Here is a 24,420-nt window from a genome sequence, read left to right on the forward strand (position 1 = left end):
TCTGACCTTGGAGTTTTTTCTTTATCTGGATATAGAATATGGTCAGAGCCTGTCCTATACTTTGGTGTAATACAGAAAATCAAGGTGATATAAATGACGAACACAAATGAATTTCAGCAGAAGCGCGTCCTTGCCGTGCATGACATTTCCTGTGTCGGCAAATGCTCCCTCACGGTGGCGCTTCCAATAATATCAGCGGCAGGTGTGGAATGCTCCGTTCTGCCTACGGCGGTGCTTTCAACGCACACAGGCGGCTTCAGGGACTTTACCTTCCGTGACCTCACAGAGGATATACGCCCCATCATTGTGCACTGGAAATCCCTGGGAATTCATTTTGACGCGATATATACAGGTTATCTCGGCTCCTTCGAGCAGATAGATATAGTCTCGGCACTTTTTGACGAGTTTGCCTCGGAGGATACTACAATAATCGTAGACCCGGTCATGGGTGACAACGGAACGCTCTACGCGGCTTTCGACGATACCTTTCCGCCGGAAATGAAAAAGCTCTGCGGAAAGGCGGACGTCATTCTGCCGAATCTCACAGAGGCAACGGCCATGCTTGGCGAAAAATATAAGGACGGCCCGTATACGAAGAATTACATAGAAAAAATCTTCCGCCGTCTTGAGGAAGCAACCAACACGAAAAAAATCGTCCTGACAGGCGTGAACCTGGATAATGAAAAAATGGGTGCCGCCACCTACGACGCGGAAACAGGAAACATTGACTACATCCTCGGAGAAAATATCCCGGGAAGATATCACGGTACGGGTGATGTATTCGGCAGTGCTGTCGTCGGTGCCCTTGCAAACGGCATGAGCCTTGCCGACTCAGTACGCGCCGCCGTGGATTTTACTGTGGAAAGTATCCGCTGGACCGCAAAGGCTGGGACAGACATCCGATATGGAGTAAACTTCGAAGCAAACCTCGCAGGATATATTAAGAGCGTACAAGGATAATATTTGTTATGGCGGGGGATTTACATCTGACCATAGACTTTGATATACTGATAATGGTTTTACAGCTCATTCCTTAGTGAGCCGGACCAAAATATTAAATTTCATATTGTGAACCATGAAGAGAAGGCGAGAGACAAGCTCGATGACCCTTCAGCAACCTGCCGCGCGTGCAAACGCGGTAAGGTGCTAAAGCTTGATCGATGGGAATATGCGTAGATACTGCAAGCCCATCAGACGATGGGCTTTTTTGCTTGCGTCTCTTTATGGTCGAAAGGAGACGCTTTTTATGTTGGAAAAAATGTTGATTCACGTACCCCATGCTTCCCTCTATATCCCTGAGGAGTACATCCCGGACTACGATTTGGAGGTGCTGAGCCACGAGATGCTTGTTATGACGGACTGGTACTGCAACGAGCTTTTTGACTGCGAGGCAGAGATGGTAGCCATGCAGGTCAGCCGTCTCGTCTGTGACGTGGAAAGGTTCCGTGACGACAAGGACGAATCAATGAGCCGCCTCGGTATGGGACTGTATTACACGAAGAGCTCGGACAAGAAGGTATTCCGCAAGTTTTCCGAGGAAAAGAGGGAAGAGATTTTGACACGTTATTATGACCCGCACCACGGAAGACTTGCCGCTGCTGTGGCAGAAAGGCTGAAAACTCACGGAGAATGTCTCATCATCGACGGCCATTCCTTCTATCCTGTGCCGCTGCCCTATGAGCTTGACCGCGAGGATAACCGCCCTGATATCTGTATCGGTACTGATGACTTCCATACGCCGAAGGCTTTGGTGGAGAAATGGGTGGATTACCTGAAGGGCTGCGGACTCTCGGTGAAAATCAACTCCCCCTTTGCAGGGGCGCTTGTTCCTATGGAGTATTACATGCGTGATGCCCGCGTCGGTTCCGTAATGATTGAGGTAAATCGCAGACTTTATATTGATGGGAAGGGACAGAAGACCGCTGATTTTGACAGGGTGAAGAAGGTTCTTAATGACATGATTCTGATGGCGGAATGAAAAGCACGTATAATATAATGGGAAGAAAAGAGAGGGAAATAGACACTTATTAATTTTCCGGCTGCAATGCGTATGGTAAAATAAGAAAGAATGAAAGGGGGACGGGTGTATTGCCCGTGTTTGATATGAAGAAATTGTGTATGATTATGATTGCCGCGTGGGTCCTGTTTTTGGGGCACACGGCGGAGGCTTACAGGCTGGATGTCCGCACGCCCGGCGGGCAGACGGTATCTATCCTCAGACTTAGGATTGTGCTTTTTGTCAAGGATTATTATGGCGACAGCAAGTTCAGTCTGTTTTATGATGAGAATGAGCGTGCGCTTTATTTTGATTGTCATGGAAGCGATGACGGGAAAATTCATTTTCAGGAGAGGAGGGAGTCTATCCCTGATACGGTAGACAGGATGGTTCGGGGAGAGCTTGACCGTATAGGCAACCGTCCGATTGATAAGATATATTTGATGTCCTGCTATCAGGCGGCGCGGCATAAGAAGAATCCGGAGGAGCTTTATATCGGAGAATCGAAGGTTTTGGGCTGCCCCATCGTGGAAATGTTTCAGTTTCACGGTGTGCTGACTTCTGTATGGGAGAGCAATAAAACTCATTTCTATGCAATCTGCTATGACGGTGATTATAACGATTTGTCTGATAAGTTTTACAGGAAAAATTTCAATGCAGTAATGGAGGCTGCGAAGGATGCCAAGCTGAAGTGGGCAGTCAGGATGCTGCGGAATATCAAAAAAGGAAGACTGAAAACCCATGATTTAGAGGAGTTGTTTGAGTAAATAATTTTCCTTGGAAAATAAAAGAGGTTCATTAGCTCAAAGGAGCTGGTGAACCTCTTTTGTTTTTGTGTTTTATGAGAATGGATGATGCTGATTAGATGATTGATAAGTCCTATGGGTATGTAAAATCTAAAATATTATGTAAAATTACTTGACATTATATATATATATATATAATGTCAAAAGAATCGTGAAATGGAGGGGGACAAATGCGGGTAAGAAAATTTTGCTGGCTTGTCTTTTTTGTTACATTAGCGTATCTGGTAGGGTTCAAAATGGGTATATGGGGAGTTGATAATAAGAATCCGGCAGATCAGCAAATAGCAAAGACAAGTGCATCAAGCTCAAAGGATAAGAAAAAGACTTCAGATGACCGGGTAATGAGGGTCAGTGAAAATAAGGCTGAGTCTAAAGAAAGTTCTGAGCCGCGCAGTGATAATACAGCGAATAATAAGGGAAAAAAGAGCGAGCCAATAAATTATTCCAGGCAATCAGGACTTAGCGGCACTGTGGAATCAGTAACACGTCCGAGATCGCTCACAGGACCGATGGGGACAGTGCAAGGACCGTTTGCTCTGATAAATCTAACAATTGTTAATCGAAGCAGTAATGCGGTGAGTATCGTGGGTTATGGTATAAAGCTGATTGACAAACAGGGCAGATCATATTCGCTTAGCAATGCGGCTATGGGAACATTATTTCACCTGCGGGAGGATACCTTTCATATGACAGATATTCAGCCGGGGATGAGTAAGACTGCTTATGTTGTATTCGCGATGCCGGCTGATGCGGTGCCGCATAAATTGCACATTCAGCCGCATGGATTTGGACCTTCCTTCGAAGTAGAAATTTAAATAAAAGGAGATGTTGGAATTGGAAAAAGAGAGTCTTCCAATAGTTAAAATCAAACCTGAGGAAAATTTGTCGGAGAGCAAAGCAGTGGGGGAGGAATCGCTGCCGATAATTAAACAGCAAAAGACGGAGTTAGATGAAATGTCGACAATCAAACGGAATTATTCAGAGAACAGTGAATTTGAAGAGAAAGGAAATACGGAAAAATTTGAACAGACTTCTGATGATTTGGCTGAAACTCCTGTCAGGAAAGCAGCAGGTTATTGCACGGAATGCGGTCATCCTTTGCGGGCCGGCGCAAAATTTTGTGATAACTGCGGTAGGGAAACAGTTGAAGAAACAATCAGAAAAGAAGTGGGCCATTATGACGGGTATATAAAAAATAAGATAAAGGAAATGATTAACTTTGATGGCAGACTGAGCCGCGGACAATATGTAAAGATTTGGCTGGTACTTTTCTTCATTCATATTATTTTGCGTATTGCAATGATGACAACAGATTCGTTCCTTGGAATTATTATACTTTTGGCCATAACATTGCCTTTATGTGTATTTGGTGTGTCTGTTAACGTGCGGCGCTTCCATGATCTTGACAGAAGTGGCTGGTACTGCCTGTGGCTGCTCATTCCTATTGTGAATATCGGTTGGCTTATTTATTTGCTCTGCAAAAAAGGAACGGCGCGGGCTAATAATTATGGGATAGCGCCTTTAGACTAATTGACAAGAAGGTGAGTGGTCTGATTTGAAAGATATCTATACGGATTTACGAAATACGATGTTAAAAAGGATGCAGAATTCAGCATCTGAATTGCGTCGATTTATGGGATTAAGCGGGCAGGAGCTCAGCGAATATTTAGGGGTGACACGGCAAACCGTCAGCAATATTGAGCAGAAAAGAACTCCGATGAATATACCGTTGTATCTGGCTTATGGGGCTCTGCTGGATAATTATCTGGGCAAACACAAGCAGGATATGAAGGCTATACAAGCTGTTATCCGCCGAAATAATCCGGAAATCGGTGAAGCGGATATGAATTTGGAATTAAATTCTGTCAACGGCTCATTTTTGCAGGGGTGGTTTGCGTGTTTCCCAAGCAATGATGATAAGCGCCTATCGGAAGTTCCGGAGTATGAGTGCATGCAGATTTTAGCCAGACAGTATAAGGTTTTTTTGAATCATGATACGCTTCAAATGCTGGAATGCCGCGAGATGTTGCAAAGATTTACACCTGTACTGCAGGAGTTTAACAGTAAAATTATCGTTCCTCAGCGCAGTATTGAGTATTTACAGAACAATCTGATGTCCGATGAAACAGAGGTGAGAGAAGCTGCGAAGGTTGGCTTGGATACCTGTCTGAATGCTAAACGTGAAGGTATCATCAGCATTCATGGAGAGGCGACGGATGGAGAATTATCAGTATTATATCCGGCGGTATTTTCACGGTTTAAGCTGGAACAAAGACTGCTTCTGATCAGTCAGGATGAAATGCTCCGTAATTCTGTGGAGAAATTGGATGACACAGATGACATACAGGGCTTTCAGGTGCGTACGGGCAGACTGGATGATCAGGGGACTTTGCGGATTCTTCCAAGCAATCGGCACTGAGCAGGAGGGGTTTGTGAGTGTTTGAAGGAACGGGTTGGGAGGCACAGGAACGTGTCCTCAAAAATAGTCGGGTGTTAATAGACACTTGCAGTTTAATCTATATTGAGGAACATCATCTGGATAAGGTCTGGGAAAATTTTTCGATTTTGCACAAATATACCAATAAACCGATTATTGTACCGGCAAGTGTGGTAAATGAGTTAGATAAGCATAGAAAGAAAAAAATATCCTCAGATATCAAGGACCGGACACTGGCACAATACGCAGGCAAGGCAATAGACAGACTGGTTGCTATGCAGAAAGAAGATATTGTGCAGATAGCCGGGGATCCGCAGAAAAATTTTGCGGATGCAGAATTTTTTTCTGCCTTTTACGATTTAACCCAAAATACAAATGTAACGCTGATTACTCAGGATAACGCATTGGCAGAAGGCGTATTGGGAATAAGAAACAATCGGGCCTTGAAATATGTAAAGAAAATTAATGTTCGAAAAGTCAATCAGAACGGAAGACTGCAAACATTTTATTTCGATGAGATGCTTCGAAGTAAGAACCCTGATTTTGGTCGTGGAAAACAACCTTTCACACGTCCGGAAGGGGAAAGACCGGGACATAAATTTCGCTTTTGTACCAAAACCACTGATATCCCCGATACGCAGCTGCCGCTGACTGAAAGCGTGCAAAAAGGGGAGATGCTTCATACTGATGATAAACAGGCTGTCATACTTGGCGAAATTGTAGGGAGCGGTGGAGAGGGGAGTATCTTTGACATCGGGAATAATCAGGTGGCAAAAATATATGCTCATCATCGCTTAACGAGAAGGCGTTTTGAAAAAATAAAGCTGATGATTGCCAATCCAATAAGGTGCGAGGGAATATGCTGGCCGTTGCATATGCTTTACAATGCCCGGGATGAATTTGTGGGCTATACAATGGCGCGGGCTAATGGGCATGTGTTGGACCCAAACTTGTTTAATCGCACGCTTCTGGAAGAAAAGTTTTCCGGGTGGACGCGTAGGGAAACGATAGACTTATGCATCACTATCCTTGAAAAAATCAGCTATCTGCACCAAAGAAATGTATTGTTAGGTGATATTAATGCGAAAAATATTCTCATTGTGTCGCCGCAAAAAGTATTTTTTGTGGACACGGACAGCTATCAAATAGAGGATTTTCCTTGTCCTGTGGGAACAGAGGAATTTAAGGCACCGGAAATAAAAGCAACTCAATACAGTGAGCTGCTGAGGACATTTGGAAACGAGTATTTCGCGATAGCGGTACTTCTCTTTAAGATTATGCTGCCGGGAAAACATCCGTATTCTCATCAAGGCGGAGGCAGTGTAAAAGAGAATATACAGAAAATGGATTTCCCTTACGCTCTAAAAGAAAAATCCAATCATAATGCTCCTGAAGGGCTTTGGAGATATATATGGAGTCATATGTCATATAAACTAAAAGAAGCTTTCTATACAACATTTCAAAAAGATGAAGAACATTGCCGGGAAAATAAACGTTACGGACCGGAGGCATGGATTGAATTGTTTAAGCACTACCGTAACGCTTTGCCAAAGATGGCTGAAAATGATGAGCTGGCCTTGAGCTTGTTTCCTGACCGCTTAAAGAAAAATGATGGACAGTACTATAACTTCAAAAATGATACAAAAATTACTGAATTGCCTGATGAGGCTTTGAATAGGTCAGAGAATAAAAGCTCCACTAATTTACGTGATATACTGCTTCTTTTAGTTTGGTTATATATTTTTTACAGGCTTATACACTGAATATAGTACTAATGAATTTAAAAATGTGAAAATGGGAGAGATTGGTAATGGAACAATACGAACTCATAAAAATAAACAAAGAAGATTTGGTGAACAATCCTGCACCGCGTATTCCGGTGTGCTTATGTCTGGATACCAGTGGTTCTATGAATACCATTGATGGCGGAGATGGTGTAGTGAATGGTCAGATTGTAGAAATCGATGGGAAGAAATACCGTGCATCTACGACAGGTGTGTCCCGAATTGACCGTCTGAATGAGGGGATTAAGCATTTATTTGAAACCATACGCAATGATGACAGTGCCCGGTTTTCTGTAGAAATCTGTATGGTGAAATTCGACAGTAAAGCAGAGTGTATTCTGCCCTTTGCGAATATTGAGCGGCAGGTGGAAATTCCTGAACTGGTAGCTTCAAATGATGCACAGGGAAACTCTTTCATGGGAGAGGGAGTGAACCTGGCGTTGGATTTGTTGGAAGCCCGTAAACAGGAGTACAAGGATAGCGGTGTTGATTATATGCAGCCCTGGCTGATTCTTATGACTGACGGGGAAGCAAATGGCTCTCAGATTGTGCAGCAGCAGGCAATAGAGCGTATTGAGCGTATGGTCGGCAATAAAAAGATAGTGGTATTTCCGATTGCCATTGGCAGTGATGCGGGCATAGACACATTAAAGCAATTTTCTCCGGAACGGCAGCCTTTAAAATTACAGGACATGAAGTACAACGAATTCTTTCAGTTTATCAGCAATATGATGATTGCCAAATCTAATTCCGGAGACGGGGAGAAGGTGCGTATATTGCTTTCTGATATTAAAGGCTGGGCGGAAATTTAATGGAGGAAAAGCATGTGGAAAGCAATTCATGGTGCTGTGCAGGGGAGAAGCCACAAACGTGAAAACATACCTGGGCAGGATAGGACGTATAGCTATGCCGGGCAAAACGTATTTTGCGCGGCTCTGGCTGATGGTGCCGGTTCTGAGCCACTGTCGCATATTGGAGCGGAGCAGGCAGTAAAGGCGGGTGCTGTTTACCTGTGTGAACACTTCGATGAGTTTTATGAATCGGGGGAGGATAAGGAAATACAAGTCACCAAGCTGATTGACTGTGTGCGCCGGCAGTTGGCAAAAACCGCTGCAGAACATGGCCTGGATAATATAGGTGAATTATCTTCGACACTGCTTTTGGCTGCGGTTAAAGAAGATAAGCTGGTAACAGTGCATATCGGAGACGGGGTGGTGGCTGCAATTGTAAAAGGAAAACCTGTAGTGTTGTCAGGTCCTAAAAACGGAGAGTATTTGAATGTAACGTATTTTACTACATCAAAGAATGTGATGGAAGGTACGGAAATCTACTGCGGCTTAAACAGGGATATAGAGGCGGTGGTTCTTATGAGTGACGGCAGTGGGGATAATTTCTATGATCGGCATAAGAACACGTTAGTGCCGATATTGGCTGAGATTGTCCAAAAGCTTAAGCATATGCAAGAAGCTCAGGCGGAAGTACAGCTGCGCGGAGTATTGGAATATATAGCCGGGCAAAATACGCAGGATGACTGCAGCTTGGCGGTTTTGGTGCAAGAATAGAGAGAATATTGATAGAGTTAAAGTTTCAGGAGAAAACTTTGCGAAATGGAGGAATAATTATGTTTGGGAAAATAAGAGCATTTGGTAAAGTTATTAGTGATATTACAGGAATAAGTAAGATGTTTCGCTATAAAGGTTTTGGCGATATAATAAGCGGTGTTGTTGGTTGGCTTCTCTATGGAGTAGTTTTGTTGATATTACTTGATTGGATTACGACGGGCTTTCTTCGTAGCAAAGGGGATCTTCTGGAGAAGGGGATTCTTATGATACTTTGCGCAGGAGCGGGTTGGTGCCTAAAAAATGCTGCTGGTTTTACAATTGCTATTGCGATACCAGTTGTTTCCTATTATAAACTTTCCACTGAATTTAATAGGGATGATTTGATGGTTTGTTGCGCCTTTGTCTTGTTGTGTACGTTGGTTTATATTGCGGTACTGCTCACCATTCAAGTATCGAAAATAAAAGAGGAAGAGGAAAGTGAAAGGAGGCGTGTGGAGTGGTATGCGCGGCTTGAGAACCACCCATATGTGTCTGCTTTGCGCGAACTGGCTGAATTAGAAGAGCTGGGGAAAGGCTTGGAAGATCATGGTGGCATAGATGCAAAAAAGAGATGTGAGACTATAGTTGAAGCCGTTGAGAAACTTGGGGAGGAGTATCTTAATCGGCACTTTACTGAAAATGGACTTGCTAAAATTGAAGAGTATAAGAAAAGGATACGCGATGCGCGTGAGAAAAATGAAGCAGAACGTTTGAAATGATTGGATATAGGGACTGTGCAAAGGGAGAGATTCCTTTGCACAGTCTTTTATATGTGAGGTATGCTATGCCAGTGTGGGGATGGTTAATCTTACCTCAAATTGTTGGATGTATTTTTCGGCAGAACTTGGTATAGTATACATTAAATTGGGTAAGGAGCAGGGGTGTATTATGGCAAAAATATATGCAAAGGAATCTGCATACGCTTCTTCAAAGCGAAAAAATCTCGTACTGACAATCATTTTTGGAAGCATCTGTGGTTGGTTATTTATTAAATGGGGGATAAATGTCACCACTTTTACAATGCATTCTCAACCGATTGAACTGATTGTTGCGCATATGGCTGCGTTTGTCATCACGGGCGCAATTGCAAGTCATTTTTTGGGAAACTATCGTAAAAGTGATTCAGGTGATACAGGGATTGCCCGTGCGTTAGATGTTTTGGAGCAGCTTCCGGCCGGATATCGGGTTTTTACGAATATACGCGCCGGGGAGGCTTTTGTTGGTACGGTAGTGGTAGGACGGAACGGTGTCTTTATTATCAACACCAAAAATCATAACGGTGAAATTGTGCCGTCGAATGATCTCAATTGGGAGCAGAGAAAGGTCGGACGCGAGGGCGGAGAATATACCGCATCTATGCGTAACCCTGTCCAGCAGCTAAAAAGGCAGATACATAATATGGCGCAGCTGCTGAAACGGTATCACATTCGTGCATGGGTGGACGGTATTGTGTATTTTACAAATCCTGAGCTGATACTTCGCGGAACGAGCGACAGATTTACGAACCGTGGAGATGCCGTGCTGGAATTTATTTTGGATTATCCTGTTCGGACACCTTTGGATGAAGAAACAATTGAGAAAATATCGGCCGTATTGAAGTAATCTTTAAATACGTACCAAACGCAAAATAAAAATACGTCCTTTTATCAAACGCAAAAACAAACGCAAAAAAATACGTTTGCTTTTGCGTTTGTTTTGTTGTATGCTGAAAAAGAAAGTGAGGCGTATGAATATGCGGGAAACAAAGGATTTGGAATACAAGGAAGCTATATCGAATACGTTTTTGAAGACGGTCAGTGCCTTCGCAAATTACGGAACGGGAAGCATCAAATTCGGAATAAAGGATGATGGCACTATTATAGGTATAAAAAATCCGAAGCAGGCATGTCTGGACATTGAAAACCGTATCAATGACAGCATTGATCCTGTACCGGACTATTCACTCAGCATACACGAAAAAAGCGGAGTTATCACTCTGCGCGTTGAAGAAGGAATGCATAAGCCGTATCTTTACAAGGCGAAGGCGTATAAAAGAAATGATTCGGCAACTATAGAGGTAGACCGATTGGAGCTTACGCGGCTGGTGCTGGAAGGAGAGAATCTTTCCTATGAGGAAACACCTGCGAAAACACAGACGCTCTCGTTTAAGATTTTGGCGGAAAAGCTGGGGGAAGCTTTGCATCTTAATGAGGTCACGCAGGATACGCTGAAGACATTGGAGCTGTATGAAGAAAAGACCGGCTACAATGTAGCGGGGGAGCTTTTGGCAGATGAAAACAGCTTTTGCGGTATTGACATGGTGCGGTTCGGAGACAGTATCAGTGTGCTGATGGACAGGGAGCGTTATGAGCATGTATCTGTTCTTGCGCAGTATGATAAGGCACTGGCGCTGTATCGCAAATATTACAGTTATGAAGAGATTCGTGGCAGCCTGCGGGAAAAGAAGGAGCTTATTCCTGAGGCGGCGTTCCGTGAAGCTGTGGCGAACGCTATCGTACACAGAGCATGGGATATCAGAGCATATATCACCGTATCAATGTTCACGGACAGGATTGAAATTACGTCCCCGGGAGGGCTGCCCAAAGGAATGAGCAGGGAGGGCTACCTGTCAGGCGGTATTTCCATTCTGAGAAACCGTATCATAGCGAATGTGTTTTTCCGACTTAATATGATTGAACAATTTGGAACGGGCATACGCAGAATCAATGAGACTTATCGGGACAGCGCAAAAAAACCAACCTACGAGATACTTTCTGAGTCAATAAGGATGGTACTGCCTGTCATCGGGGGCAAGCAGGAGCTGACTGAGGATGAAAATGCGGTCTATGATTTTGTGAAGGGACACAGCGTATCAAGCTCGGCGGTTGTTGAAGCTACCGGCTTCGGAAAAAATAAGACGGTTGCGATATTGAAAAAGCTGGTCTCGAAAGGCTATATAGCTAAGGAAGGAAACGGACGTGGACTGAAATATTTTGTGAAGTAACTGTGCAAGGCAAAGGAGTGTGAAAAATAGATTGTATTACTTAGGCTGTTTTCTTGCAAAACTATAAAATAGCAGTATAATATGTTATATGTTGTATATTAAAAGTTATATATGAGCAAGGAGTATATTATGGAAATCAAAGATATGCAGGCATTTTATGCTGTCGTTGAGGAAGGAAACATAAGCCATGCGGCTCTGCGGCTGGATATTGCGCAGCCGGCGCTTTCCCGTCAGATGAAAAGACTGGAGACGTCGCTCGGGGTAAAGCTCTTTGAGCGCGGCAGCCGCCGTATCCGTCTTACGGAAGCAGGCCAGCTTCTGTACTCCCGTGTTGAGCATATCCTGGGTATGGTAGACGGCACGGTGCGTGAGATTACGGAAATCGGCACCGGTATCGCAGGCTCCATCCGCATCGGTACAATCGTTTCCTCGGGCGCGCAGTTCCTGCCGCAGCTCATGCGCTCATTTAATGAACGCTATCCGCAGGTGACGTTTCAGATTTGGGAGAGCGAAGGAACCCGTGTCTTTGAGCTTCTGGACAGCCGTGCTATTGAAATAGGAATTACGCGGACACAGGCTGATGCCAATGTATATGATTCCATTATTCTTTCCAATGAGCCCCTTATCATGGTCATGAACCGTGACAACTGTATCTGCGGCAAAAAGGATGACGAGGTTCGCGTAAAGGAGCTGAAAAATCAGCCTATTATTCTTCCCTTCCGCTGGAAGGGCTCGTTCGTCGCACAGTGCAAAAAGGCAGGCTTTACGCCGCATCTCGTTTGCGAAAGCGACAGTATCGTGCAGGATATCCTGAATGTCCGCACGGGGCTTGGCATGGCACTTGTTCCTTATTCGGCGTTGAGCCTTATAACAGACGACGGGCAGCTGGTGTGCAAGAAGCTTGTTGACCCGGATATGATGACACATACGGTAGTGTCATGGCTTAAAAACCGCACACTTTCGGCAACGGCGCGTCACTTCATTGACATGTTCCGCGAAATGTATGTAAAGGACGTTCGGGACTGAGGCTTTCGAAAAAATATATATTATGGGCTTGACTGAGAGGAGACTTCGCTTATTTATGGACGCAGCAGAGTATATTAAGGAAGGAATGGAAAAGGCAGCTCTATCCGAGGTGACACAGGAAAACACGGCGCGCTCGATGGGGAGCGGCTCACTTGATGTATATGCGACACCTGCAATGACTGCACTGATGGAGCAGGCGGCTGCGGAGCTGGCGCAGGAAAAGCTTCCTGAAGGATGGACAAGCGTAGGAATCGCGCTCTCCATAGAGCACACCTCGGCAACCCCCATAGGAGTACTCACCCGGGCTGTCGCAAAGGTTACGGCGGTTGAGGGGCGCAAAATATCCTACGAAATAAAAGCCTTTGATGAAGCCGGTGAAATCGGACACGGTACTCACGAACGATTTGCCGTCGAATCGGAAAAATTCATGGCGAAGGCGCAAAGCAAAGCAACTCATTGAACCTTGAGGGATTGTGAAAAGGCCGTTTTGGGCATTTTTCACAATCCCTTTTTTGTTACACAATTAAAATTCACACTTTAGATAAAAATTAAAAAATGTTAAACTAATCAGGCACACGGTTATAATTCAGTTAAATAAAAAGAGCGGTGCTATCTTTTTGTTTATGACTGTATTATAGTTAAGTTATGAGCTGAATGAATTAACCAGGGAGGTATTCATATGACAGAACCTATGAAAATTCTTATTGTTGAAGATGAGAGACGGATTGCACGATTCTTACAAATGGAGCTGGAACATGAGGGGTTTGAGACAGCTACAGAGGCGAATGGACGCCGTGCCTATGAGAGGATTCTGCAGGGGTCGTTCAACCTCGTTTTGCTGGATGTAATGCTTCCGGATATGGATGGCATGGAAATCTGCCGCAATGTTAGAAAGCTTTCGGATGTTCCTATTATAATGCTGACGGCAAAGGACGACCTTAACGACAAGGTTTGCGGTCTTGACCTGGGTGCCAATGACTACATCACGAAGCCTTTCGCTATTCAGGAGCTTTTGGCGCGTATCCGTGCGGTGCTTCGCAACTATCACCCGGCAACGGATTCCCCGGACGGGGAGATTCTCGTAGCAAAGGATCTCGTCATGTATCCGTCGCGGTATGAGGTGAGAGTGAAGGAACAGCCGGTAGACCTTACGAAGAAGGAATATCTGCTTTTGGAATTCCTGCTCCGCAACAAGCGCACTGTTCTCTCAAGAGACCAGATTCTCCAGAAGGTCTGGGGCTATGACTACGTAGGCGATACGAATGTGGTTGATGTTTACATCCGCTACCTGCGTGCCAAAATTGATGAGAAATTTGGAGAAAAATATATCTATACAATGCGTGGAGTAGGGTATGTCATTAAAGATTAAACCCCTTCGCATATCCCTGCGTCTTACGCTGCTCTATGCGTCGATTCTCGTCACGATTCTGTTTGTAACAAGTACCTTCACTGTTATAGGACTTTATTTTTCTGTCTATCACCAGGCAGGAGTAGAGCTTCGTGATACTATCAGGATGACAATGGAAGTTGTTGAGCAGACGGATAAGGTGCCTGAGGAAGAGCTGCCGCCGAGAACCTCCGAGCAGAACGAGGAATACATAAAAAAACGTCAGGCTCAGGACCCTGAATGGGAGCCGCCGCCGCGCTTTGCAATGGCGCTTTTCCGCCGTGGCGCAATCATCCCGGGTGTTGTTCTTCGCATAACGAACGAAAACGGACGTGTAATCTTTGACAACGCAGAGCTTTATCCCAGCTTTACCGATGTGGAGGGGGCAGTTGTCAAGGACAATCCTGTCTGGGCGAACGATGAGCTTGAGGTATCCATCATGGATAACTTTCACTTCTATTTTAAGGAAGTGCCTGTACATTGGCGCGGCAGGGATTACACGCTTCACTTCATGCGAATGATTACCGCTGAACGCCAGTTCATGAACATACTTGCCAACGGCTTTTTCCTGTCGAACTTCTTTGGTATACTTGTTGCTCTTGTGGCAGGGTATTTTGCCAGCCGCAAAACGCTCAATCCTATCAGGACAATAAACCAGACGGCGCAGGATATAGAGGTAAACGATTTGAGCCGAAGGGTTCCCGTGCCTGAGGCAGATGACGAGCTGAAGCAGCTTGTGGAGACGATAAACAGGATGCTTGACCGTCTTGAGGCAGGCTTTAAGCAGCAGCAGAGATTTGTTTCCGACGCGTCCCATGAGCTGCGTACCCCTGTAACGGTTATTTTGGGCTACGCCGATATGCTGTCGCGGTGGGGAAAGGACGATCCTGAGGCTCTCAATGAAGCCGTCAATGATATCCGCATGGAAGCAACGGATATGCGCGGCCTTATCGAAAGACTTCTTTTCCTGGCACGTGCCGATATGAAACGGCAGGTATTAAATAAGGAAAGAATCAGCCTGGATGAAATCATGGAGAGCTTACCGAAAAAGGCTGAAATGATATTCCCGGAGCATCACTTCAAGCTCAACAGAAACGATGCGGGCGTGATTTTTGCCGATGCCGTTACGATTCGTCAGATGCTGAGAATCTTCATCGAGAACGCGGTGAAATATTCCCCTGCAGGAACAGATATTGAGCTTGCATCCGAGCGAAAGGGAGATTTTCTGGACGTGACAGTCGCCGACCACGGAATAGGTATCGCTCCTGAAAATCACAAAAAAGTATTTGAACGCTTCTTCCGCGTGGACAGCTCACGTACCTCAAGTGCCGGAGGTGTAAGCGGAACAGGCCTCGGTATGGCGATTGCCCAGTGGATAGCAGATGCTCATGACATTAAACTGTCCATAGAAAGCGAACTGGGAAAAGGTACGACTATACATATGCTCATACCTACGGTTGAAAATAAAGCCTAAAAGACAATTAGAAAAAACAAAAAATGGGAGTATAATCCTATTAAGATTTATTCATGCACAAGTAAAATGCAGGCTTGTGCATATTTTTTTTATTAAAAATAAAAAATCTAGGATTTTTGTATCATTGAATTATGAAAATAGAATGATATAATTAAATTAACATAAAAGTAAGGGTAATTAGAGCTATAACAGGGACAAATAGCCCAGTAGTTTATACGAGGTGTTGTTCCCCAAAAGAATTACCAAGGGGCTTGAACCGGCAGGTTAAAAAATACTCAGGGAAAGAGGTGCTTGGCTATGAGACTGCAAAGGATTGGTAAAAACGCAAGGTTGGCGGCGGCTATCGCTATGACGCTGTTTTCTGCAAGCGTCTCTGCTGTGTATGCGATGCCGACAGATGGCGTGGTTAAATCAGGTCAGGCGACAATAAGTTCTGTCGTGGACAACACGATGAATATCAATCAGACAACCGATCGTGTTGCGATTGACTGGACGAGCTTCGATATTGCAGCGAACGAAACAGTCAATTTCGTGCAGCCGAATGCAAACAGCATTGCTCTGAACCGTGTGACGGGAAATGACGTGTCCGAGATTTACGGCGCGCTCAACGCAAACGGAAAAGTGTTTCTCCTCAATACGAGCGGTATTCTCTTCGCTGAGGGGGCCTCCATCAACGTGAACGGTCTTGTGGCTTCCACCGGAGAGCTGAAGGATATTAACAATACCAATAATCTTTTTGACGTGACGAAGTTCGCCGATGGGAAGGATTTTGTCTTGGAGGTTCAAAATGATCACGGAAAACCGGAAAATCCTGCGGTCATCAACCGGGCTGACATTAATGCGAGGATAAATGAAGAAGGCGGACTTGTTGTTCTCCATGCGATTAACGTAGAGAATCACGGGACGATTAAGACAGGAAACGGCGGTATCGTACAGCTCGCCGCAGGCAAGAAGCTGAAGGTCAACTACGACAGCGATAAGGTTAACTTCGCTGTGACAGTTGATGATAAGTCTGGCTTAAAAGCGGCCGATGTTCTGAACGCAGGTACAATCTCCGCGCAGAATGGTATCATCGCCATGACTGCCCGGGGTGCAGATAAAGTAATCAGCTCTGTAGTCAACACCGACGGAGCAAGACTTGAGGCAAATGGACTCGCGGTCAATGAAAAGGGAGAAATCATCCTTGAAGCGGGAACCGTTGGAAAGACTCCTGATAAGAGCTGGGGCGTTGTTGACATGGGCGGTACGATTGATGTGTCCGGAGTCAATGGCGCTGACGGCGGAACGATTACGGCAAAGGCAAGAAGCATCTCCATCGACGGTACGCTTGATGCTTCCGGTGCGAACAGCGGAACGATTGCTCCTGAGTACTCGGGACTGCTTGTAACGGATAATGCTAAAATCAACATCGCAGCTGCTAACGGTACAAACGGTAAATTCACCGTCAATACCGAAGACACTGTGGACATCAAGAGCGCAGCAACAGGCCTTAACAGGACAGATGCTGAATATACAAAGAATCTCTACGCTGCGGTAGGACGGGATAATGTCGTTATCAGCAATGTGGCACTTTCAAATATGCTTACCGGAACGGATGTAGATATCACGGCTCACAACGTGAAGCACCTGGTATCCGATATCGTCATCTCCGGTGACGTAACGAAAACAGGTGACAGAGAGACGACTCTCAAGCTCACCGCAGACCGTAACGTGGTCTTCGGCGGCGCAGTTACATCGGACAAAAAGCTCAACATCACGACTAAGGCCGGTTCGCCGATCATGCTTGAGCAGGGCAACCGTGATGGGGAACTCTTCGGCGCGAACATCCTCTGGAAGAATGTAAACACGAAGGGCGATATCAACCTTGGCGGAAATACCTTCGTAGGAATCCTCGACGGAACCTCCGAAAGCGGCCGTGAGATTGCCGGAAACAATGTTACCCTTGGCGGCGACGTTGTCGTTGCGGTAGCAGATACTCTGGAAATCAACGCCGAAAAGGATGCTAAGATTGAAGGAAGCGTAAATTCCGGAAACGCTTACAAGGGCGGTACAATTGAAGGAATGACCTACGAAAAGGTCAATGGCAAGGTCAACTACTGGGCAACAGCACGCAAGGCTGCCAGAAACGGCACAGAGGGCGGCTCTGCGGTAGGCGACAGCTACCTTGTAACAATCACCGACGGCCTTGAGGATTCGGCGGTTGCCGCAGTTCTCCCAAGCAGGGAAAAGAAGGCATATACGGGCGGAAAAGCTTCGTCGAAGCTGGTCTACGATGAAGTGAACGGCACAACAACCCGTGAATGGAGATGGGCAGACGGTCCGGAAGCAGGTCAGGTCTACTTCGTACAGACATCGGAAATGAATCGCGGAACCGGATACAGCACAAAGGCCGTAAGCGGATACGCGACAACCGATGGAACTACCGATACCAAAGGATACACGAACTTCTCGTCCGGAGACCCCAACAATGACGGAGCTAACGGACAGACCGTAATGTCGGTAGGCTTCAACAACAGCAACCCGGGATGGTCGGGATACGGCGAGGACTACACGATGTCGCGCTGGGATGATGCTTACGAGGATATGGGAAGCAGCTATCTTCTCTACATCCGCGAGACCAATCTCGAAGAGTCCTCCCTCAGAGTCAACGCAGGCGGAGATATCGAGGTAAAAGGCCCAATCGGAGACAAGAAGAATCTGGCAGAGGTTACACTCAATGCCGGAGGCGGATATCGGTACAATCCTGATGATGCCGCTGTAATCAGACTTGATGAAATCCAGACAAAAGACTTGATGGCTGCAGCGTCTACGCTCCAGGGTTCTGCAGGCGTAAGGTTTGTGGATTCTGCAAGAGCCGGCGATGTTGAAAAGGTCGCAGGTCTCATGGACGGACAGATGCCGCTTTACAAGGTCACGGGAAACAGGATGATTCCTGAAGGACTTCTGGAGATATCGGCAACACCTGATGCGGTCAATGTAAAAGTAAACCCTGCAGCAGACGGAGTACCTGCCGTACCTAGGACGCGGGATGCAAATCAGTATCGTGAGTATCAGAAAATGCTTGACACTGTGGATGGTGCAGCAGATTTCAAACTCACATACGACGGCGCGAGCTTCGAAATCTACCCGGTAGACGGAAACGGACAGGCTGTTCTGCAGAAGGGCGACTCCGCAGGTAATGTGGATGTTACCGCAGCCGCACTTCACGCAGCATTCAGTGAAATGGGATTGTCCCTTGAGGATATGGAGGCAGTCCTGGTACACATGAACGCATAAAAAGGTTCCTGAAGGAACAAAATAAAGCAATACCAAAGAGCTGTGTATATGATGCAAAAGCATTGTATACACAGCTTCTTTTTATGAAAATTTTTGGAAAATTGGGATAAAAGTATTGCGTTATGAAAATAAAATGATAAAATAAATATCAGTAGATAGGGAAATAAGACTCATGTATGGGACTTAAAAACCATATATAAATGAAGTGTAGTAAGAAAAATTGCTCAAATACAGAGCCACTGTTGGCTTGTGATGACAATAAGGAATTTTTTTCAGGGAGAGGGGTTTATTAATGAGCTTACCAAGAATCAGTAAAAAGGCAAGATTGTCCGCAGCTATCGCAATGTCGCTGTTTTCGGCAAGCGTATCCACAGTATACGCGCTGCCGACGGATGGTACAGTAAAGTCGGGCGAGGCTGTCATAACGACAACCGGGGACACAATGAACATCACACAGACAACCGACAGAGCAGCTATTGACTGGACGAGTTTTGATATTGCAAGCAACGAGCATGTCAATTTTAATCAGCGGGGTGCGGATAGCATAGCTCTCAACCGCGTGACTGGAAACGATGTATCGCAGATTTACGGAAGTCTTACTGCAAACGGTAAGGTATTCCTTATCAACCCCAACGGTGTGCTTTTCGGAAAAGGCGCATCGGTGGATGTTGGCGGACTCGTGGCTTCCACGGCAAAGGTTGATGATACCTTCATGAAGGGCTTCGGAACAAGCACGGGTGATTTTGCACTTAATATAGAAGAAAATAATACGGCGGCTATTATCAATCAGGCGTTTATAAATGAAAAGTTGAAGAATGAGGGCGGACTTGTAGTTCTTCATGCCGCTAATGTTGATAATGAAGGCAAGATAACGACAGGCAAAGGCGGCAAGGTTCAGCTTGCTGCAGGTCAGAAGCTGAACGTAAACTTTGACAGCGCAAAGATCAATTTCACTGTGGATGGTGGATTATCTGAAGCGAATGTCCTTAACGCAGGCACGATTTCTGCACAGAATGGCGTTATTGCCATGACGGCCCGTGGCGCAGACAAGGTGCTCAGCTCTGTCGTAAATACTGAGGGTGCAAAGCTCGAAGCAAAAGGTCTCGCTGTCAATGAAAAGGGCGAGATTGTTCTTGATGCAGGAACAGGCATCACAGCAATAAGCGGAACGGTTGACGCATCAGGTGAAAATGACGCTAATGGCGGTAACATCACTGTAAACAGCGATTTCATCTATGTTGACAACAAAGCAGAGCTTAATGCTTCCGGTGCCAACGGCGGAAATGTCTTCATGAAAACCGTGAAAGTGGCCGTTGAGCCAAATGCCAATATTCACGCAGAGGCTACGGCTGGAAAGGGCCACAGTACCGGTCAGTGGAAGGTCGATGTAAACGGCAGTGTCAACAGCTGGTGGGGCAACGAAGGACAGATGGACGCTGCCAAAGAGAAACTGGCTGAGGCGAAGAAAAAAGTAGATGAACAGTTTGAAACAGCACAGGCAAAGTATGCTGAGGCAGAGGCAGCAAAGCAGGCACGTGACGCAGCACAGGCAAAGGTTGATTCGCTGACAAAGGACATTGAAGCAAAGACAGCGGATAACAATGATAAGAAAGCTGCTATGGCGGCAGCGGAAAAAGAGCTGAAGGCGGCAAAGGATTTATTTGATAAGGCTGACAAAGCGCTGAAGGAAGCACAGAAAACTCTTGAAAGTGCTAAGTCAACGGACGGAAAAGCAAAGGAAGCACTTTCCGCGGCACAAACGGAAAGAGATAATGCACAGAAGGCGCTGAACGAAGCATCTGCTAAATTGAAACTGGCAGAGGATAATGCCAGCACAGCCCAAGGTGAGCTAAAAAAAGCGGACGAGGCATTGAAAGCTGCACAGCAGGATTTCAGCGACAAGAGCGATGCGTACGACAAATGCGTAACTGCCAGGGATGATGCAAAGAAACTTGCTAAAGCTGCGGCAGAAGTCTACGAAAAGGTAAACGGCTACGTCAGCGATATGGATAAATATAGGAAAAAAGGGCTTGGATTGGTATGGAATCTTGTACCTTATAACAATGCCTACAACGATTTGCATGACTTCATGACTAAAGAGGTCGATAAAGCAAAAGAGGAAGGGAGAGAAGACTGGGGGTTCTGGAAAGTCCTTGGTTATGATATTCTTGACTTTTTTGGGCTTAATGTCGACGAAAGACGTGATATAGCATATGATGTTCGTGATAATGTTTCAGCAGAAAACACTAGCAAAGCTGAGGCGTACAATTCCGCACAGGGAGCTGTTGATAGTGCACTGACTGAAAAAGATTTGGCTGAGGGTAAGATTCCTGGTCTGAAGGACGCTTATGATGCGGCTGAAGCTGATGCTAAAAGCAAACAGGATGCGGTTACTCCTGCCAAAGAAGAGGCAGATAAAGCGCAGGGAGAATTTGATTCTAAGCAGGGAGCTTATAATACAGCGAAGACGTTGGCTGACAGCGCAGCCGGCACATTTGAAAACGCGAGTGTTGCTGTGGAGGCAGCAGAAAATGTAAAGAACGGCGCGCAGGGTGTTTTAGACACTAAGCAGGGAGTATACGATACAGCAAAGGGTGCTGCCGAGGCTTCGGATAAGGAGCTTACAGGTCTGAAAGCTTCCAAAGCTGAGCAGGAAGTAATTGTATCAGCAAAGGGCGAGGCATATAAAACCGCTGACGAAGCTAACAAGACAAGCCTTAAGGATGCTATGGGTAAGCTTGTCAATGCAAACAAAGCTTATGCTAAATCTGCTTACGACAATGTCAATAAGGAAGCTTACGGCAAAATAAGCTCACAGGCAATCTCAAAAACACTGGAAAATACGAGTGTCACCATTGTGGCAGATAACGATACGAATACTGCTGATATCGGTATGTACGGCAGCATAATACAAAACGAGGGTGCTGATGTAAAATTAACTCTCAGGGCAGACCGTAACGTGATTCTCAGAAGCCCAATCAGCTCGGAGAAGAAACTTACTATCGTAACAGAGGCCGGTTCGCCTATCGCGCTTGAGCAGGGCAACCGCGAAGGTGAGAAGTTCGGCGCAACGCTTATTTACTCTGATATCAATACCAATGGTATCCTTGATATAACAGGAAATACCTATATCGGACATTATATCCGTGGCAATAATGCAGGTGAGGAGACCGGCTACGACATACACAGAGAGGCCGGCAAGATAGCTGCCAAGAATGTAAGATTTGGCGGTGATGTAGTCCTTGCAACCGGCGGTACAGTGGATATCACGGCTGACGAGAAATACGGCACGGTGAAGTTCGAAGGAACAATCAACTCCGGCAATGCCTACGCCTTCAGAGAGATTTCGAAGGAAGAGCAGGCACAGCTGAAGGCAGAGGCTGCAGAACAGGGTGAAGGCGTACATCCGAACTACTGGGAATATGCCCGTAAAAAAGCTGCGGAAGGCAACGGACATGTCGCAGGAGAAAGCTATCTTGCAACAATTACCGACGGCATTGAGGATTCGGCTGCATCTGCTGTCCGTCCAGGCAACTATAATGAAAGCTATGTTGGCGGCAAAGCCGGCGAGTGGGTCAAAAACGAGGATGGCACAGAGACACGCGATTGGGAATGGGTTGAAGGCCCTGAGGCAGGGGAGACCTTCTTCACACAGACAAGAAATAAGAACAAGAATGTTGTTTCCGGTTCGGTAACTGATGGGTATTACTCGAACTTCCTTGCCGGTGAGCCTTCTGACACCAACGCGCTTCAGGATGTACTGGCTATAGAGTATAAGGGCCACTGGGATGATGCTTTTGCAACAGGAAATAAGAATGGAAAAAGTTTCGCTGACTCCTACATTCAGGAGATTAACGTCGGAGAGTCATCGCTGAATATCAACTCGCCTAATATCGAGCTCAACGGCGAAATCGGCAATAAGCGTGCACTGAACAGCATTGGCCTTGAAGGAAACACCGCTTCTATCGCGTCCCCCATCACCACAAAGGGCGATATGACAATCAACGCGGCGCTGACGGGCAAGAATATTTCACTGACCTCCACAGAGGGCAGCATCACTCTTAATAACACTGTTACGGCAGGTACTCCGAAGGTTGAGGAGGCTGCAGTTCCACAGCGCAGATTGATGAGGCTTCGCAGTGCAGTGCCGACAGAGGGCGATGTTGAACTCAATGCTGCAAAGGACATCAATAGCAGTGATGTAACTGCACAGAATAAGATTTCCTTCAATGCAGGAAACAATGTCAATCTTAATGGTGCGCTTAAAGCCGGAAGCAATGAAAATGGCGCTGTTCAGATTAGTGCAGGTGACGCCTTCATCAACAACGTTGGCGCGAATGTTATCGACACAAATGGAACATGGCAGGTCTACTCAGAGACTCCGGAGAATGATTTCTTCAACGGTCTCTACAGCGAGAATACCGCTGTTTGGAAAGCAGATGGTACTGTCGACAACAACGGAAAGAATACATATTCCTTCAAATATCAGCCGACACTGACGGTAACAGCAAATGACGTAACAAAGACTTATGGCGACGTAAGCACAGGCGATGGCTACAAAGTTACGAGCAATCTTGCAGATAAGAACAATAAGGATGAAGACCTGAGTAAAGTCTTCATGGATACAACCCTTGCACCGAAGTCTTTCGTGGAGGGCGTAAACCTTACATCAGATGGCTTTGCATCATTGGCATCGGTTGCTGACTACGATATTAAAGTGACGGCTTCCGGCAAAAACGGATACGGTCTTGCTTTCAATGGCGGAAAGCTGACGGTTAATCCGAAGGATGTTAATCTTAACTACGGCGGATATGAAATTGTCGACAGCCGGATTAAGGTTCTGGATGGTACTCCTTCCTACGATTCTCAGATTGTAGACGGAGATACTACAGCTCCGAAGGTATCCTATGGTACGACGGGACTTGGTGACGGATTGTCCTATGGCGTTGACTACTACGTAAACGGAGAGAAGATTTCTTCCGGAGATACGGTAGGAAATTACCGCTTCAATTATGACGATTCGACTGTCATAAGGTTGGATAATCCTGAGAACTATAAGCCTCAGACCAACGAACTGATGACCTCGGCTGTGGCGCTCAAAGGCAACGCAGATGTTGAACTGAGCCAGAAGACCGCTAAGGTAGACGGCGTAGATAAGGTCGCAGGTCTCATGGACGGAAGACTTCCGCTCTTCAAGTTTGCAGGCAGTCAGGTTATCCCCTGCGGAATGTTCGACATTTCCAGCACGCCTGATAGTGTAACGATGACGGCATCAAAGATATCCGAGACTGATATGTCTGCGGCTATGGAGATGCCTGAGCTGGAGGTCAATCAGTATCGTGAGTATGACAGAATGCTTGACACTGTGGATGGTGCAGCAGCTTTCAAACTCACGTATAACGGCGCAAGCTTTGATATCTATCCGAATGACAACCAGGCAACGGCTCTCCTTGAAAAAGGCGAAGAGACGAACAACGTAAACGTCGGTGCTGCAGCACTCAGCGCAGCCTTCGGGGAGATGGGACTTTCCCTTGAAGAGATGCAGGTTATCTGCGTACACATGGACGCAAAGGAAATCCTTGCTTAATCGGTTGTAAATGAAATTAAAAATGGCTTTGACAGGGTGAATGTTCATCACGTCAAAGCCATT

General features: G+C 45.9%; 18 protein-coding genes and 1 riboswitch. All 18 genes read left to right on the forward strand.

Going from position 1 to position 24,420, the window contains the following annotated elements:
• Positions 1 to 93: 93 nt before the first annotated feature.
• The 18 genes from BUA83_RS06915 to BUA83_RS07000 all read left to right on the forward strand — a co-directional run bounded on the left by BUA83_RS06915 (position 94) and on the right by BUA83_RS07000 (position 24,357).
• Positions 94 to 960, forward strand: coding sequence for a pyridoxamine kinase (locus BUA83_RS06915; RefSeq protein WP_072935485.1), 867 nt, complete (start codon positions 94 to 96; stop codon positions 958 to 960).
• A gap of 110 nt (positions 961 to 1,070) precedes the next feature.
• Positions 1,071 to 1,167, forward strand: a riboswitch (SAM riboswitch).
• A gap of 79 nt (positions 1,168 to 1,246) precedes the next feature.
• Positions 1,247 to 1,978 (forward strand): N-formylglutamate amidohydrolase, encoded by a 732-nt coding sequence (locus tag BUA83_RS06920; protein WP_200796016.1) that lies wholly within the window; start codon positions 1,247 to 1,249, stop codon positions 1,976 to 1,978.
• Between the two features lie 110 nt (positions 1,979 to 2,088).
• Positions 2,089 to 2,763 carry a hypothetical protein gene (locus BUA83_RS06925; protein WP_072935487.1) on the forward strand — a complete coding sequence of 225 codons (675 nt, stop codon included), beginning with the start codon at positions 2,089 to 2,091 and terminating at the stop codon, positions 2,761 to 2,763.
• 209 nt (positions 2,764 to 2,972) lie between these two features.
• A complete protein-coding gene (locus BUA83_RS06930) occupies positions 2,973 to 3,617 on the forward strand; it encodes a DUF4352 domain-containing protein (RefSeq protein ID WP_072935489.1) in 645 nt (214 codons plus the stop codon).
• Between the two features lie 19 nt (positions 3,618 to 3,636).
• Positions 3,637 to 4,332, forward strand: a complete 696-nt coding sequence (locus BUA83_RS06935; RefSeq protein ID WP_072935490.1) for a DUF805 domain-containing protein — start codon at positions 3,637 to 3,639, stop codon at positions 4,330 to 4,332.
• 187 nt (positions 4,333 to 4,519) lie between these two features.
• Complete coding sequence (locus BUA83_RS06940) at positions 4,520 to 5,221, forward strand: PIN domain-containing protein (protein ID WP_234988293.1); 702 nt, start codon at positions 4,520 to 4,522, stop codon at positions 5,219 to 5,221.
• 17 nt (positions 5,222 to 5,238) lie between these two features.
• Entirely contained in the window at positions 5,239 to 7,002 is a 1,764-nt protein-coding gene (locus BUA83_RS06945; RefSeq protein WP_072935492.1) for a protein kinase domain-containing protein, read from the forward strand.
• 47 nt (positions 7,003 to 7,049) lie between these two features.
• On the forward strand, positions 7,050 to 7,835 hold the full coding sequence (locus tag BUA83_RS06950) for a vWA domain-containing protein (protein ID WP_072935494.1): 786 nt from the start codon (positions 7,050 to 7,052) through the stop codon (positions 7,833 to 7,835).
• A gap of 12 nt (positions 7,836 to 7,847) precedes the next feature.
• Positions 7,848 to 8,585: a PP2C family serine/threonine-protein phosphatase gene (locus tag BUA83_RS06955; protein ID WP_072935496.1), complete on the forward strand. Its 738-nt coding sequence runs from the start codon at positions 7,848 to 7,850 to the stop codon at positions 8,583 to 8,585.
• A gap of 59 nt (positions 8,586 to 8,644) precedes the next feature.
• Entirely contained in the window at positions 8,645 to 9,343 is a 699-nt protein-coding gene (locus tag BUA83_RS06960; RefSeq protein WP_072935497.1) for a hypothetical protein, read from the forward strand.
• Between the two features lie 169 nt (positions 9,344 to 9,512).
• Entirely contained in the window at positions 9,513 to 10,226 is a 714-nt protein-coding gene (locus tag BUA83_RS06965) for a nuclease-related domain-containing protein (RefSeq protein WP_072935499.1), read from the forward strand.
• Positions 10,227 to 10,356: 130 nt separating this feature from the next.
• Positions 10,357 to 11,607 (forward strand): ATP-binding protein, encoded by a 1,251-nt coding sequence (locus BUA83_RS06970; protein WP_072935708.1) that lies wholly within the window; start codon positions 10,357 to 10,359, stop codon positions 11,605 to 11,607.
• 129 nt (positions 11,608 to 11,736) lie between these two features.
• Positions 11,737 to 12,633, forward strand: a complete 897-nt coding sequence (locus BUA83_RS06975) for a LysR family transcriptional regulator (protein WP_072935501.1) — start codon at positions 11,737 to 11,739, stop codon at positions 12,631 to 12,633.
• Positions 12,634 to 12,688: 55 nt separating this feature from the next.
• Positions 12,689 to 13,093 (forward strand): thioesterase family protein, encoded by a 405-nt coding sequence (locus BUA83_RS06980; RefSeq protein ID WP_072935503.1) that lies wholly within the window; start codon positions 12,689 to 12,691, stop codon positions 13,091 to 13,093.
• Between the two features lie 219 nt (positions 13,094 to 13,312).
• Entirely contained in the window at positions 13,313 to 14,002 is a 690-nt protein-coding gene (locus BUA83_RS06985; protein ID WP_072935505.1) for a response regulator transcription factor, read from the forward strand.
• A complete protein-coding gene (locus tag BUA83_RS06990) occupies positions 13,986 to 15,494 on the forward strand; it encodes a sensor histidine kinase (RefSeq protein ID WP_072935506.1) in 1,509 nt (502 codons plus the stop codon). Before BUA83_RS06985 ends, BUA83_RS06990 begins: the two co-directional genes overlap by 17 nt.
• Positions 15,495 to 15,791: 297 nt before the next feature.
• Positions 15,792 to 18,770, forward strand: a complete 2,979-nt coding sequence (locus BUA83_RS06995; RefSeq protein WP_072935507.1) for a two-partner secretion domain-containing protein — start codon at positions 15,792 to 15,794, stop codon at positions 18,768 to 18,770.
• A gap of 292 nt (positions 18,771 to 19,062) precedes the next feature.
• Positions 19,063 to 24,357, forward strand: coding sequence for a two-partner secretion domain-containing protein (locus BUA83_RS07000; protein WP_072935510.1), 5,295 nt, complete (start codon positions 19,063 to 19,065; stop codon positions 24,355 to 24,357).
• The last annotated feature ends 63 nt before the right edge of the window (positions 24,358 to 24,420 follow it).

Origin of the sequence: Schwartzia succinivorans DSM 10502, from assembly GCF_900129225.1 — a bacterium.
In the GTDB taxonomy this organism is placed as follows: Bacteria; Bacillota; Negativicutes; order Selenomonadales; family Selenomonadaceae; genus Schwartzia; species Schwartzia succinivorans.